General features: G+C 47.2%; 14 protein-coding genes. 7 read left to right on the top strand and 7 right to left on the bottom strand.

The genetic code is table 11. The features are described 5' to 3' along the window. The first annotated feature begins 2 nt into the window (after window positions 1-2). A complete protein-coding gene (locus tag ACT6NV_RS11685; protein ID WP_445384626.1) occupies window positions 3-863 on the top strand; it encodes a DUF4249 family protein in 861 nt (286 codons plus the stop codon). A gap of 2 nt (window positions 864-865) precedes the next feature. Here ACT6NV_RS11685 and ACT6NV_RS11680 read toward each other — a convergent pair whose 3' ends face one another. Next, window positions 866-1996, bottom strand: coding sequence for a glycerate kinase (locus ACT6NV_RS11680; RefSeq protein ID WP_445384625.1), 1131 nt, complete (start codon window positions 1994-1996; stop codon window positions 866-868). A gap of 171 nt (window positions 1997-2167) precedes the next feature. Here ACT6NV_RS11680 and ACT6NV_RS11675 point away from each other — a divergent pair, with 171 nt between their 5' ends. The 5 genes from ACT6NV_RS11675 (at window position 2168) to rplT (ending at window position 5681) form a co-directional block, all read left to right on the top strand. After that, a complete protein-coding gene (locus tag ACT6NV_RS11675; protein ID WP_445384624.1) occupies window positions 2168-2395 on the top strand; it encodes a DUF6095 family protein in 228 nt (75 codons plus the stop codon). A gap of 78 nt (window positions 2396-2473) precedes the next feature. Continuing rightward, the gene (thrS, locus tag ACT6NV_RS11670; RefSeq protein ID WP_445384623.1) at window positions 2474-4420 is read left to right on the top strand and encodes a threonine--tRNA ligase; all 1947 of its coding nucleotides are present in this window, start codon (window positions 2474-2476) and stop codon (window positions 4418-4420) included. Window positions 4421-4501: 81 nt separating this feature from the next. Further along, window positions 4502-4996: a translation initiation factor IF-3 gene (gene infC, locus ACT6NV_RS11665; protein ID WP_445386692.1), complete on the top strand. Its 495-nt coding sequence runs from the start codon at window positions 4502-4504 to the stop codon at window positions 4994-4996. A gap of 45 nt (window positions 4997-5041) precedes the next feature. Next, on the top strand, window positions 5042-5239 hold the full coding sequence (rpmI, locus tag ACT6NV_RS11660; RefSeq protein WP_445381792.1) for a 50S ribosomal protein L35: 198 nt from the start codon (window positions 5042-5044) through the stop codon (window positions 5237-5239). Between the two features lie 97 nt (window positions 5240-5336). Further along, window positions 5337-5681, top strand: coding sequence for a 50S ribosomal protein L20 (rplT, locus tag ACT6NV_RS11655; protein ID WP_445384622.1), 345 nt, complete (start codon window positions 5337-5339; stop codon window positions 5679-5681). 47 nt (window positions 5682-5728) lie between these two features. Here rplT and ACT6NV_RS11650 read toward each other — a convergent pair whose 3' ends face one another. Then, on the bottom strand, window positions 5729-6151 hold the full coding sequence (locus ACT6NV_RS11650) for a secondary thiamine-phosphate synthase enzyme YjbQ (protein WP_445386691.1): 423 nt from the start codon (window positions 6149-6151) through the stop codon (window positions 5729-5731). Window positions 6152-6234: 83 nt separating this feature from the next. On the opposite strand from ACT6NV_RS11650, the gene ACT6NV_RS11645 reads away from it, so the two are divergent. Then, window positions 6235-7035: an HAD family hydrolase gene (locus ACT6NV_RS11645; protein ID WP_445384621.1), complete on the top strand. Its 801-nt coding sequence runs from the start codon at window positions 6235-6237 to the stop codon at window positions 7033-7035. On the opposite strand, the gene ACT6NV_RS11640 is transcribed toward ACT6NV_RS11645, so the two are convergent. From ACT6NV_RS11640 to tgt, 5 genes are all read right to left on the bottom strand, one after another. Beyond that, window positions 7032-8339: an asparagine synthetase B gene (locus ACT6NV_RS11640; RefSeq protein WP_445384620.1), complete on the bottom strand. Its 1308-nt coding sequence runs from the start codon at window positions 8337-8339 to the stop codon at window positions 7032-7034. The genes ACT6NV_RS11645 and ACT6NV_RS11640 overlap by 4 nt on opposite strands. Further along, window positions 8323-9876 carry a replicative DNA helicase gene (dnaB, locus tag ACT6NV_RS11635; RefSeq protein ID WP_445384619.1) on the bottom strand — a complete coding sequence of 518 codons (1554 nt, stop codon included), beginning with the start codon at window positions 9874-9876 and terminating at the stop codon, window positions 8323-8325. The genes ACT6NV_RS11640 and dnaB overlap by 17 nt, the downstream gene beginning before the upstream one ends. A 166-nt stretch (window positions 9877-10042) precedes the next feature. Continuing rightward, the gene (locus ACT6NV_RS11630; protein WP_445384618.1) at window positions 10043-10996 is read right to left on the bottom strand and encodes an acetyl-CoA carboxylase carboxyltransferase subunit alpha; all 954 of its coding nucleotides are present in this window, start codon (window positions 10994-10996) and stop codon (window positions 10043-10045) included. Between the two features lie 86 nt (window positions 10997-11082). Then, entirely contained in the window at window positions 11083-12162 is a 1080-nt protein-coding gene (locus ACT6NV_RS11625) for an LptF/LptG family permease (protein WP_445384617.1), read from the bottom strand. Window position 12163: 1 nt separating this feature from the next. Then, window positions 12164-13294 carry a tRNA guanosine(34) transglycosylase Tgt gene (tgt, locus tag ACT6NV_RS11620; protein WP_445384616.1) on the bottom strand — a complete coding sequence of 377 codons (1131 nt, stop codon included), beginning with the start codon at window positions 13292-13294 and terminating at the stop codon, window positions 12164-12166. Between the last annotated feature and the right edge of the window lie 70 nt (window positions 13295-13364).

The raw sequence follows: 13364 nt of genomic DNA, 5'->3' as shown, positions 1-13364 counted from the left end.
TAATGGTCCTAAGCACAGGCTGCGAGGAAGTTATCGACCTGGAATTGGAGGGGGAAGCCCCACGCCTGGTGGTAAACGGCCTTATCCGGGTGAATGAACTGGAGGCATTTGTGCCGGTCGAAATACGGCTTACCGAAACCAATAACTTTTTTGAAGAGATTCCGGTAACCCAGGCCGAAAGTGCAATCATTATTATTGAACGGTTTGACAACGGGGAACCCATTGAAACCTTTACTTCATCACTGGCAGAAGAAAGTCCCGGAAGCGGTGTCTACATTCCGGATCCCAATGCGACCTTTGACCAGCGAATTCCCGTTGAACTGCTCAATGACGAGACGCGATTCACCCTGCAAATCACCCATAAAGGGAGGCAATATGTGGCGGAAACGGTTTATCAGCCGGTGGTTCCCATAGATTTTGTAGTTCAGGGCAACCGCACGCTGTTTGAAGGGGATGAAACGGAGGTTATTGTTGCTTTTACGGACCTTCCGCAAAAGGATGATTTCTATGTTTTTGACTTTAGTTTTGGAGAATACCTGGTAACCGAGGATACATTTTATCAGGGACAATTGTTCCAATTTTCCTATTTCTACGAGGATGAAATTGAACCCGGGACGCAGATTCCCATCAGTATTATGGGTGCAGACGAATCTTTTTATAATTACATGGACCTGCTGATAACTCAGAGCGGGGACCTGCAGGGGCCTTTCCAAAGCCCGGTGGCAACAGTTAGAGGTAACGTTGTTGATGTTACAGGGATTAATAATCAGGATATATTTGACAATGCTTCCCGCCCGGAAGTTTACCCCCTGGGGTATTTTGCCGTCGTTCAGGAAGACGTAGAGATCCTCACTATAAATTAAAACTACTTCATCTTCTCAAACCAGCGGGAAACTGCTTCTTTCGTTAATTTGGCGGCATGTTCCATGTTATAGGCCAGGTCTTTATCCGGATGGGCTATTTCTATAACATCCGTAAGCCCGGCACTTGCCAGTAATCCCCTGTCTGCGGTGCATATCCCGCATACGGCCAGAACAGGTATTCCATGTTCCGACCCCAGTTGAAGCACCCCTTCAATGACCTTTCCTTTAAGGGTCTGCTCGTCTATTTTTCCCTCACCGGTAATAATGAAGTCAGGAGTATTTTGCTTCAGGTAGTCGGAAACGCCGTTAAGTTTAAAGATATAGTCCGTCCCGCTGATGAACGAGGCATTGAGAAAGGCGTGCAGACCATAGGCCGTTCCGCCTGCCGCTCCGGCTCCCGGCAGCGAACCTGCCTCTTTTCCAAGCTGCTTGATTACAAGGCTGTCCAGGTGTTGCAAACCGGCATCCAGCTGGTCTACCATCGCTGCGGTTGCCCCTTTTTGTGCCGCGTACACCTTTGCTGCCCCATCCGGTCCCCACAGTGGATTATTGACATCATTGACGGCTATTATACGGATGCCTTCCGGCAATACAGGACCCTTCGGAGGCACTATAGACTTTATGGCATTCAGCTTACCCCCCACCGCTTCCAGTTCCCTTCCGTTTTTATCTAAAAATGTAAATCCAAAAGCTGCGGCCAGGCCTATACCCCCGTCATTGGTCGCGCTTCCACCCAGACCCACATAAAGGGTTTTGGCGGATTGCTTAATAGCGTATTTCAGGAGTTGGCCCGTACCCAGGGTTGATGTCAGCAAGGGGTTCCGTTCAGCCTCGTCCAGAAGTACCATGCCGGAGGCTACTGCCATTTCAATAAAAGCCTCTGAGGTTTCGTCATCTAACAGAAAAGAAGCTTTTACAGGGCGCCCGAGGGGATCCTGAACGCTAACTTCGCATTCTGAAACCCTGCGCACAGCCTTTACGGCTTCCAGGAACCCATCCCCCCCGTCAGAGACCGCAAAATTCCGGAATCTTGTATTTGGAAACTGTTCCCTGATCCCCGATTGCACCGCAGTCCGAACCTCTTCCGCCGTGAGGGATCCCTTGAATTTATCCGGCATTAAAACGATATCCATATACAGAATTTAGCTTTAACAGGCACCTTTCTTTAAAATTTTGCAAAACGCTGTTAAAATTTCCGCCCCGTTATTCTTCGTGTGAGCTCTGATAGCTGTTGATGGGTCCTTCCCAAAGGGCGCAACTGTAATATAGTAAATCTTAGTATTTTTGGGTTTAAATCATTACAGATGGGAACAGATAAAGGTTTACTCGTAAAAGGCCTTCAACGCCTTTTTTTTACGGCAGCATTAATGTTTGCGGGTCCTGTAGTTCTCTACCAGGCTTTTAAGAATACTGAGCATCCTATGTTCATTCCGGTGCTGATATTCGGGATTATCCTGGCCCTGGGTGCAGTCCTGATGGGTTTTTACAGCATAAAGACCCTGCTGGACGCTTTGTTCAATTCCAAAAACTGATTCTGCCCGCTTACTGTTACAAATGGTTGCCTGCCAAGCCGGCAGGTATTATCTTTGCTTGCTTTTAGCCTATACACAATGATTCAGATTACGCTTCCGGATGGAAAACAGGTAAAACACCCCAGGGGAACTACTCCCCTCGAGGTGGCCCAGTCAATTAGCCCCGGCCTTGCCCGGGCTGTGATCTCTGCCAGATATAACAACCGAAAAGTGGAGGTAAACACCCCGCTTACCGAGGACGGGGAGCTGGTATTGTACACCTGGAACGATGAAGAGGGTAAAAAGGCGTTCTGGCACTCCAGCTCACATGTTGTGGCGCAGGCCCTGGAAGAACTCTATCCCGGAATCAAACTGACCATTGGCCCGGCTATTGATGCCGGCTTTTATTACGATGTAGATTTCGGGGATCACAGTATTTCTGAAAAAGATTTCCCAGCCATTGAAAAAAAGGCTATCGAAATTTCCAGGGGAAAGCACGATTTCAAAATGCGGGAGGTTTCCAAGGAAGATGCCCTGGCCTATTATCGCGAGCAGGAGAACCCCTACAAGCTTGAGCTGATCGCAAATCTGGAAGATGGTGACATTACCTTCTGCGATCACGATACTTTTACAGACCTCTGCCGCGGAGGGCATATTCCGAACACCGGGCTCATCAAGGCAATCAAAATACTCAATGTTGCCGGGGCCTATTGGAGGGGTGATGAAAATCGTCCGCAGCTCACCCGTGTTTACGGGATTTCTTTTCCGAAGCAGAAGGAACTCACTGAATATCTGGAACTGCTGGAAGAGGCCAAAAAAAGGGATCACAGAAAGCTTGGGAAAGAGCTGGAACTGTTTACTTTTTCCCAGAAGGTAGGGCAGGGTCTTCCTTTATGGCTGCCAAAAGGGGCGGCACTCCGGGAGCGACTGGAGCAATTTCTTAAAAAGGCACAAAAAAAAGCCGGGTACGAAATGGTGGTCTCTCCCCATATCGGGCAAAAGGAATTATACGTAACCAGCGGGCATTACGCCAAATACGGGGAAGATAGTTTCCAGCCCATCCGTACCCCGAAGGCAGATGAAGAATTCCTGTTAAAGCCCATGAATTGCCCGCACCATTGTGAGATTTACAATGCCAAGCCTTTCAGCTACAGGGAATTGCCAAAACGCTATGCTGAATTCGGAACGGTGTACCGCTACGAACAGAGCGGGGAACTGCACGGCCTAACACGGGTCCGGGGCTTTACCCAGGACGATGCCCATATTTTCTGTACGCATGACCAGTTGGATCAGGAATTCAAGAATGTGATAGACCTGTCGCTCTATGTGCTGGGTTCCCTTGGCTTTGAAAACTTTACGGCCCAGGTTTCGGTACGGGATCCTGAAAAACCCGAAAAATATATTGGTTCGGTAGCCAATTGGGAAAAAGCTGAGGCAGCTATTATAAACGCAGCCCGTGAGAAGAATCTCGATTTTGTGATAGAGCCAGGGGAGGCAGCTTTCTATGGTCCGAAACTGGATTTTATGGTCAAGGATGCCCTGGGAAGGCAATGGCAACTGGGCACTATACAGGTAGATTACAACCTCCCGGAACGATTTGATCTTACTTACAAGGGAAGTGACAATGAATTACACCGGCCCGTAATGATCCACCGGGCTCCCTTCGGGAGTTTGGAACGCTTTGTGGCGTTATTACTGGAGCATACCGGTGGGAATTTCCCGCTTTGGCTCATCCCGGACCAGGCCATAATCCTGCCTGTTAGTGAGAAGCACGAAAAATATGCCGAAAAAGTTTTAAATTCACTGGAAAATCACGAAATTCGCGCCCTCTTGGACGCTCGCAGCGAGACAGTTGGCCGGAAAATCCGGGAAGCGGAGATGAATAAGCTCCCTTTTATGCTGATTGTGGGAGACCAGGAAATGGCTCAGGGCACTATTGCAGTGCGCAGGCACGGGGGTGAAGACCTAGGTTCCATCTCCGTGGAAGATTTTGCAGCCTTGGTAAGCAGTGAAATTAATAGTACCTTAAAGTCGTTTAAAAATTAGTTTAATTAAAACCATAAAGTCATAGCAATACGAAGAAGATTTAGACCTCAAACCCAGAGGGAAAACAAAAACCCTCATAAAATCAATGAAAAAATCACGGCCCCAAAGGTCCGTTTGGTTGGGGATAATGTGGAAATGGGAGTTTACGGAACCCGGGAAGCCCTGAGTATGTCAGAGGAATTAGGCCTGGATCTGGTGGAAATATCTCCCACAGCTGACCCACCGGTTTGTAAGATTATTGATTACAAGAAATTCCTGTACGAGCAGAAAAAGCGCGAAAAGGCCATGAAGGCCAAAGCGACCAAAGTGATCGTCAAGGAAATCAGGTTTGGTCCGAATACAGATGACCATGACTATGAGTTTAAAAAGAAACACGCAGAGAAATTCCTTAAAGAAGGCGCTAAATTAAAGGCCTATGTATTTTTTAAAGGAAGGTCTATTGTGTACAAAGATAAAGGGGAGATTTTGCTTTTACGCCTGGCCCAGGAACTGGAAGATTACGGGAAAGTAGAGCAGATGCCCAAATTGGAAGGGAAGCGCATGACCATGTTTATCGCGCCGAAAACCAAGAAGTAAAGAGAGAGCGAGGAATCCATCATAAATCTGTTAACAGACAAGACAATGCCTAAAATGAAGACTAAATCCAGTGCCAAGAAGCGATTCAAGCTCACAGGCACCGGTAAAATCAAGAGAAAGCACGCTTACAAGAGCCATATCTTGACCAAGAAATCAAAAAAGAGAAAATTAAAACTCACGCATTCTACTTTGGTCCATGAGGCCGATGAGAATAGCATCAAAGAACAGTTGCGCCTGAAATAGGGAACGCAAGTGATTCGGTACTAATGTTTAACCATGGAGTCAGGCCTTTAAAAGCATCCGCTAAAGCGGGACGCCTGCTACAAAAAAACGAAAAGAAATGCCAAGATCAGTAAATTCAGTCGCTTCAAGGGCCCGTAGAAAAAAGGTCATGAAGCAAGCCAAGGGGTACTTCGGAAGACGTAAAAATGTCTGGACAGTAGCTAAAAACGCGGTGGAAAAGGCAATGTTGTATGCCTACAGGGACCGCAGAAACAAAAAAAGAACCTTCCGCTCCCTCTGGATTGCGCGAATTAATGCAGGAGCCCGTTTACACGGAATGTCCTACTCGCAGTTTATGGGAAAGGTAAAAGCCAATAATATCGAGTTGAACCGCAAGGTACTCGCAGACCTGGCCATGAACCACCCGGAAGCATTTAAGGCCATTGTAGAGAAGGTCAAATAAAGATTTCAGATCGCTCTTTTAAAACCCCGGAAAACTCCGGGGTTTTTTTATATCCCCCAGAGATTCAGGACCAGCCTGCGTCCCGATGGCCGGTTGCGATGTTCACAAAGGTAAATCCCCTGCCAGATTCCAAGGTTGAGCTTTCCGGAACTCACAGGGATGTGAAGGGAACTCCCCAGCAAGGAGGCTTTGATGTGTGCCGGCATATCGTCAGGCCCTTCCAGGGTGTGCCTATAATAAGTCGCATCTTCAGGGACCATTTGGTTGATATGGCTTTCAAAGTCCTGCCGTACCGTCGGATCCGCATTTTCATTGAGGGTAAGGCTGGCCGAAGTGTGTTTTATAAACACCTGTAAGGTGCCCATTTGAAAATCGGTTATTTCTGGTAGTTCTGCCAGTATTCTGGAGGTAATCAGGTGAAAACCCCTTGAAAATCCGGGTAAAACTATTTCCTTTTGTATCCAGCTCAAATTGGTTTGCAAATTCATTATTAACGGTTTTGACACCTTCAATTTACACAGAAAAAATACCTTTGCGCTCATACTTGTACTAAATGGACCTGAAAGATATTCGGCTGGTTGTTACTGATATGGATGGAACCCTGCTCAACAGCAGGCACGAGGTAAGTGATCGATTTTTTGAACTTCAGGCGGCCCTGCAGCAAAAAGGAGTGCGCTTCGTGGCCGCCAGCGGACGTCAGTACCGCAGTATAGCTGATAAACTGGACCGCATACAGGAACAGCTCATCTTTATTGCGGAAAATGGAGGCCTGGTACGGTACCGTGGGGAAGAATGGCTGTCTACCCCCCTGGATAAGTCTTTAAGGCAGGAAGTGTTGGAAGTACTTTCAGGCGTTGAAGGAGCTCACAGCGTGCTTTGCGGAAAACAGCAGGCCTATCTGGAAGATCCGGGGCAGGCTTTTTTAAAACACCTGGAAGAATACTATTCTGATTACGAAATAATCGACAATCTCCAGGGATTTGAGGGAGAGATCATGAAGATAGCCGTCTACCATTTTGAAAACTCTGAGGCCTGTATCTATCCGGCTGTTCAGCCCTTTGAAGACCGATTAAAAGTAAAAGTTTCCGGCAGGCACTGGGTTGATCTCTCTGACCGGAAAGCACATAAAGGGTATGCCCTGCAATTGGTACAGGAAAGACTTGGGATAGGCCCGGAACAAACCATGGCCTTTGGCGATTACAATAATGACCTGGAAATGCTGGGGCGGGCAGCCTTTAGCTTTGCCATGGAAAATGCCCATCCCAATGTTAAACGAGTTGCACGTTTTAGCACCGCCAGCAATGAGCAGGGAGGGGTTGAACAGGTACTAGAGAACCTCCTGGGGCAGCTTTAGGTTTTCTGCTTCTTTTTGCGGGCCGCGGGGAACAACACATTGTTGAGGATCAGGCGGTACCCGGGGGAGTTTGGATGCAGTTCGAGCTCGGTTTTCGGATCCCCTACCCTGTGTTGATAGTCTTCCGGATCGTGCCCTCCGTAAAAGGTGAAAAACCCTTTTCCCTTTATCCCATGTATGTATCGGGCTTCTCCGTTGAGTCGGTTCTCACCTAAAACCAAAACGGTTGGTTTCACCTCTTTTCGGTTAAAAGCCGTGGTTTGCCCCATAAATCCTTTTACCAGTGCTGTATGATTCTGGCAGAGCATGGTGGGAACCGGATCCCATTTTGCAGAAAAATCCATCAGGCTGAAATAATCAGACTCCATTCGGATGCCTTCCCGCTGGTTGGTCATATCGATAGAAGAAAATTCATACCTGAGCGGGTTGCGTTCCAGGGTGAAATTCGTAAATGCAAACGTCTTGCTAAAATCAAGGCGCTGCTGGTAATTGGGATCGGATGGATCTCCGTCAAACATGGGTTCGCAGATATCCACGCCTTCGGCTGCCAGCGCAATGTCAAAACTATCGGTGGCGGAGCACATGGCGAACATAAAGCCGCCGCCGATTACATAATTCCTTATTTTCTGAGCTACAGCACTTTTTTCGTCTGATACTTTTGAGAAACCCAGCCGGTTCGCAAGCGCCTCTGCCTGATTTTTTCCTTCTATATACCAGGGGGTGGCCCTGTAGGCCGCATAGAATTTTCCATACTGCCCGGTAAAATCCTCATGATGCAGGTGCAGCCAGTCGTAAAGCGCGAGCTTATCGCCCAGGACCTCTTCATCATAAACCGTTACATAGGGAATTTCCGCATAGGTCAGAACCATGGTTACCGCATCGTCCCAGGGTTGATTATCCTTTGGGGAATAGACCGCAATTTTGGGCGCCTTTTCCAGAATAACCGCCTCCTGATTCTGAGAAGGGCTGGAAATCCCATCCAGGATGGACTCAGCTTCCGCATCCGAAAGGACTTCAAAGGAAACTCCCCTGATCCTGCACTCGTTGCGGATAGGGTCCCCATCGGGTAAAAGGAAGGAGCCGCCCCGGTAATTCAGCAACCACTGTACTTTTTGTTGTTTGGTGAGTACCCAGTAGGTTATACCATAGGCCTTGAGGTGGTTCTCCTGGCTCTCAGCATCCATAGGAATGAGGATTACAGATGCCGAAGCTGCACAACCATACCCTAGGGCTATTAAAAGAAGGAAAAAAGATTTGAAACTATCGGCTATTCGTGCGCTAATCGGGCTAAAAAGGTACATCATTGTCATCCGGGTCTGCATCGGGAAAATCGTTCAGGGAACTTCCAAAAGCCTGATCTGCATCAGGTAAGTTTTTGGTTATAAACGGATTTTCACCATCGGCATTCATTTTGGATTGAAACTCAAATGGAGAATCAAAGTCATCCAAATTATCAAATTTACCCAGTTGCGCAATGAATTTTAACCTAATATTATCGAGTCCTCCATTTCGGTGTTTGGCCACGATGAACTCTGCCTGACCCTGAGTTGGGGTGCGTTCCTCATCATCCCACTCATCAATTTTATAGTATTCGGGCCGGTAAATAAAGGAAACGATATCAGCATCCTGCTCAATCGCGCCAGACTCCCTGAGGTCGGAAAGTATGGGTCGCTTACTTCCGCCACGGGTCTCTACAGCCCTTGATAACTGGGATAATGCTATAACGGGGACGTTTAATTCTTTGGCCAGTGCCTTGAGGTTCCGCGAAATGGTGGAAATTTCCTGTTCCCTGTTCCCGCCTTTCTGGCTCGCTCCCGAGGTCATCAGTTGCAGGTAGTCAATTACTATCAACTGTATCTTGTGCTGTGAAGCCAGCCGCCGTGCCTTGGCCCGGAGGTCAAAAATTGACAGGGACGGGGTATCGTCTATAAAGAGCGGGGCTTTCTCCAGGGCTTTTACCTTTACATTGAGTTGTTCCCATTCGTGCTTCTCCAGCCGTCCGGTTCGCAGCTTTTCAGAAGACAGGCCGGTTTCAGATGAGATCAGTCTCGTAATCAGCTGTACCGATGACATCTCCAGGGAGAAAAATGCAACAGGGATATTGGAATTAACGGCGATATTCCTCGCCATGGACAGGGTCAGAGCCGTTTTACCCATCCCGGGACGGGCAGCGATTATAATAAGGTCACTGGGTTGCCAGCCGGAGGTTAGTTTGTCCAGCTTGTCAAAACCGGAAGGAATCCCGCTTAATCCCTCCTTATTGGATATCTCCTCAATTTTTTTCTTGGCCTGTATCACCAGGTTCTGGGCTGTTTCAGCAGATCGCTTCAGGTTTCCCTGTGTAACATCGTACAATTTTGCTTCAGCATTATCCAGCAAATCAAATACATCCGTGGCCTCATCATAGGCCTCTTCAATAATTTCATTGGAGATCTTGATCAGGCTCCTTTGAATGTATTTTTGAAGGATTATTCTGGCGTGGAATTCAATATGTGCGGAAGAAGCTACTTTTTGGGTAAGTTTTATAAGATAAAAATCCCCTCCAACGGCCTCGAGTTTCTCATCTTGCTTCAATTGGGCCGAAACGGTTAATAAATCAACCGGTTCCGAAGTTTCGAAGAGCTTAAAGATTGCCTCGTAAATGAACCGATGCGCATCCTTGTAAAAAACATCAGGGTGCAAAATATCGATTACCTCATCCACCCCCTTCTTGTCAATCATCATGGCTCCGAGAACAACCTCCTCTAAATCAACTGCTTGTGGCGGTAGTTTACCTCTTTCCAAAGGGATTACCGCAGATTTTCCTATGCGTTGTCCCACAAGTGTCCTCGATTTTTCCATGGGTGTAAAAGTAGGGAATTAACACTAGCTTAACTTGGGCAGACTATTTGCGATATCCACCATTACTTAACAATTGACCTGTTAATAAGTTACAATTTTTGTTTATAACCAAAAAATCCGGAACGCTAAATTCCGGATTTCCCTGACTTATTGAAGTATAGCCCGACTATCCGTTAAATACCCCCATGGAACTATATTTTTCCATCCGCGCATTTACCAGATCTTTTGTAGATAACTTTTTAAGTTCCTGATAGTGTTTTGCAATTTTGTTTCTGACAATTTCAAAAGCCTTTTCACGATCACTGTGAGCACCTCCTGCAGGTTCTCTCACAATCTCGTCAATCAGCTTTAATTTTTTCATGTCTGTGGCGGTAAGCTTTAAAGCTGCTGCTGCCTGTTCTTTGTATTCCCAACTCCTCCACAGGATGGACGAACAGGATTCAGGTGAAATGACGGAATACCAGGTGTTTTCAAGCATTAAAACCTTGTCGCCCACTCCGATTCCCAGGGCTCCGCCGGAGGCACCTTCCCCGATAATAACCACTATAATAGGTACTTTGAGCCGGGTCATTTCCAGGATATTCCGGGCAATGGCCTCCCCTTGTCCGCGCTCCTCTGCTTCTATCCCTGGATAGGCTCCGGGGGTATCGATAAAACATACAACGGGAATGTCAAATTTCTCCGCAGACTTCATCAGTCGCAGGGCTTTGCGATATCCTTCGGGATTAGCCATCCCGAAATTCCGGTATTGCCGGGTTTTAGTATTGTATCCTTTCTGTTGCCCGATAAACATATAAGACTGGTCCCCAATTTTCCCAAGACCCCCGATCATGGCCTTATCGTCCTTTACATTGCGGTCTCCATGCAATTCCAGAAAAGATTCCCCGCAGATGGCCCGGATATAATCCAGGGTATAGGGACGGTTGGGATGCCTGGAAAGTTGCACCCGTTGCCAGGCCGTAAGATTTTTATAGATTTCCTTGCGGGTTTCAGCCAGCTTTTTTTCGATTTGCTTACAGGTCTCCGTTACGTCGACCTCGCTTTCTTCGCCAATGATCTGGCATTTTTCTAGTTGTTCCTCAAGTTCTTTGATAGGTAGTTCAAAATCCAGGTATTCCATGGAAATTCAGCATTTAAGTAATCAGCGCTCCAAAGATAAACTATATCTTTAAACCTGCCATAAATGATAAAATTTTCAGGAAAAGGTTAGCGTTTGGCCTGTTGCAGCAGGTAATAGCCCAGTATTCCAAATAATATATTCGGGATAATTACGGCCATTAAAGGCGGAAAGCCGGATTGTTCGGCAAGGGTCCCGAAGACTTTGTCCATAAAGATATAGATAAAGGCAACTCCGATCCCAAAGGCCAGATTGACGCCCATCCCCCCTCTCCTTTTTACAGAGGAGACCGCTACCCCAATAACCGTCAGAATAAATGCAGCAACCGGCAGGGCCCATCTTTTATATTTGACCATTATATAGGTGTTGATATTAGAAGCCCCTTTCCTTTTCTGGTCCTCTATAAATTGATTCAATTCAAAGAGGTTTTTGGTTTCGGCCACGTAGGAAACGGGGGTCAGGTCTTCAATCTGGAAGTTAAATACCGTGTCGAGCCGCCTGCCGGTCATTACCGTTTCAACCGAGTCCTTTATCTTGCGCATACTGTAGCTGGTCAGCCGGTAGATACTGTCCTTTGGAATCCACCTGATATTGGCAGCTGCCAATTTATATTGCAGCCTTCCGTCGGGCCCGAAATGTTCTTTGGTGAAATTATAACCGATTAGCCGGGCCGGGTCAAAACTGCTTACATAAATATAATCCTGGTCTCCCAGCTGGTTGAAAATATTTTGTGTAATCCGGTCCTGTTTGCCCTTTTTCAGGTACTTGTATTTGAATTCGTTATATCCCTTGCTGGCAGATGGCACTATAAACATCCCCATAAAGAACATCAACAGGGCAATGATGGTAGCACCAATCCAGTAAGGCCTCAGAAATCTCCCAAAGGACACCCCGGAAGAAAGGATGGCTACAATTTCGGTATTATTTGCCAGCTTGGAAGTAAAGAAGATTATGGACAGAAAAAGAAAAATGGGAAACAGCAGGCTTCCTATATAGATGGTAAAATTTACGTAGTAGATCACAATCTCGATCAGCGGGGCCTCATTGTCGATCATTTTTCCGATCTGCTCTGCCAGGTTCAGCATAATCCCGATCGGGATGAACAACAGCAGCATCAGTCCGAAAGTGAACAGGTATTTTTTGAGTATGTAGCGGTCTATAATGGTCATCTCAAAGGCGCTTGTCCATTTGCTTTACCATTTTTGATTTCCAGGGTCCAAAGGTGCCGTCGAGAATCCTTCTGCGTGCCTCCCGTACCAGCCAAAGGTAAAATCCCAGATTGTGAATGGTGGCAATTTGTTTACCAAGATACTCATTGGCCGCAAATAAATGCCGCAGGTACGCCTTTGTGTATTCCGTATCCACAAAGGTGTGCCCCATGGGGTCCAGGGGGGAAAAATCATCCTCCCATTTCTTGTTTTTAATATTGATAGTGCCCTCCGAGGTAAACAACATTCCGTTACGGGCATTTCGGGTGGGCAATACACAGTCAAACATATCCACGCCAAGTGCAATATTCTCCAGGAGGTTGATAGGGGTACCCACCCCCATCAGATAACGGGGCTTGGATGCGGGAAGGATATCGCAAACCACCTCCGCCATAGCGTACAACTCCTCTGCAGGTTCCCCCACAGACAACCCCCCAATAGCGTTTCCGAAAGCGTCGGCCCCCGCGATATACTCGGCAGAATGCTTCCTCAGCTCTTTATACACAGAGCCCTGAACTATGGGGAAAAAAGCCTGCTCATAGCCATATTTGGGCGGTACGCGCTGCAGTTGTTTCATACAGCGATCCAGCCAGCGATGGGTCATATGCATGGATTTTTCGGCATAGCGGTACTCGCAGGGATAGGGCGTGCATTCATCAAAAGCCATAATAATGTCTGCCCCGATGCTCCGCTGTAAATCCATCACATTTTCAGGGGTGAAGACGTGATAAGACCCGTCAATATGCGATTTGAATTTTACGCCTTCCTCCTTTATTTTTCGATTGGCTGAAAGGGAATAGACCTGGTACCCCCCACTGTCGGTAAGGATAGCCCGGTCCCAGCCCATAAAGCTGTGCAGCCCGCCCGCGCGCTCGAGAATGTCCATTCCCGGCCTCAGATATAAATGGTAGGTATTCCCCAGAATTATATCCGGATTGATATCATCCCGCAGTTCCCGCTGGTGTACTCCCTTAACGGAAGCCACTGTCCCAACCGGCATAAAAATAGGGGTTTCTATAGGGCCATGGTCTGTCTCCAAAAGCCCGGTACGGGCCTTGGTCTGTGGATCGGTATGTTGGAGTGTAAACTTCACTGCATAGACTTCTTCAGCAGCTGCCAAAGATACGTAACTCCCTACCATTTGTCCTTAAGAAAAAAATAAA

It is taken from the genome of Robiginitalea insularis (genome assembly GCF_052497835.1).
This window is presented reverse-complemented; position numbering and strand designations above follow the sequence as displayed.

Bases quoted from the DNA above. Each gene is read 5' to 3' on its own strand.
- ACT6NV_RS11685 (WP_445384626.1), top strand. From the start codon at position 3: ATGGTCCTAAGCACAGGCTGCGAGGAAGTTATCGACCTGGAATTGGAG.
- ACT6NV_RS11680 (WP_445384625.1), bottom strand. From the start codon at position 1,996: ATGGATATCGTTTTAATGCCGGATAAATTCAAGGGATCCCTCACGGCG.
- ACT6NV_RS11675 (WP_445384624.1), top strand. From the start codon at position 2,168: ATGGGAACAGATAAAGGTTTACTCGTAAAAGGCCTTCAACGCCTTTTT.
- thrS (WP_445384623.1), top strand. From the start codon at position 2,474: ATGATTCAGATTACGCTTCCGGATGGAAAACAGGTAAAACACCCCAGG.
- rpmI (WP_445381792.1), top strand. From the start codon at position 5,042: ATGCCTAAAATGAAGACTAAATCCAGTGCCAAGAAGCGATTCAAGCTC.
- rplT (WP_445384622.1), top strand. From the start codon at position 5,337: ATGCCAAGATCAGTAAATTCAGTCGCTTCAAGGGCCCGTAGAAAAAAG.
- ACT6NV_RS11645 (WP_445384621.1), top strand. From the start codon at position 6,235: ATGGACCTGAAAGATATTCGGCTGGTTGTTACTGATATGGATGGAACC.
- ACT6NV_RS11640 (WP_445384620.1), bottom strand. From the start codon at position 8,339: ATGATGTACCTTTTTAGCCCGATTAGCGCACGAATAGCCGATAGTTTC.
- dnaB (WP_445384619.1), bottom strand. From the start codon at position 9,876: ATGGAAAAATCGAGGACACTTGTGGGACAACGCATAGGAAAATCTGCG.
- ACT6NV_RS11630 (WP_445384618.1), bottom strand. From the start codon at position 10,996: ATGGAATACCTGGATTTTGAACTACCTATCAAAGAACTTGAGGAACAA.
- ACT6NV_RS11625 (WP_445384617.1), bottom strand. From the start codon at position 12,162: ATGACCATTATAGACCGCTACATACTCAAAAAATACCTGTTCACTTTC.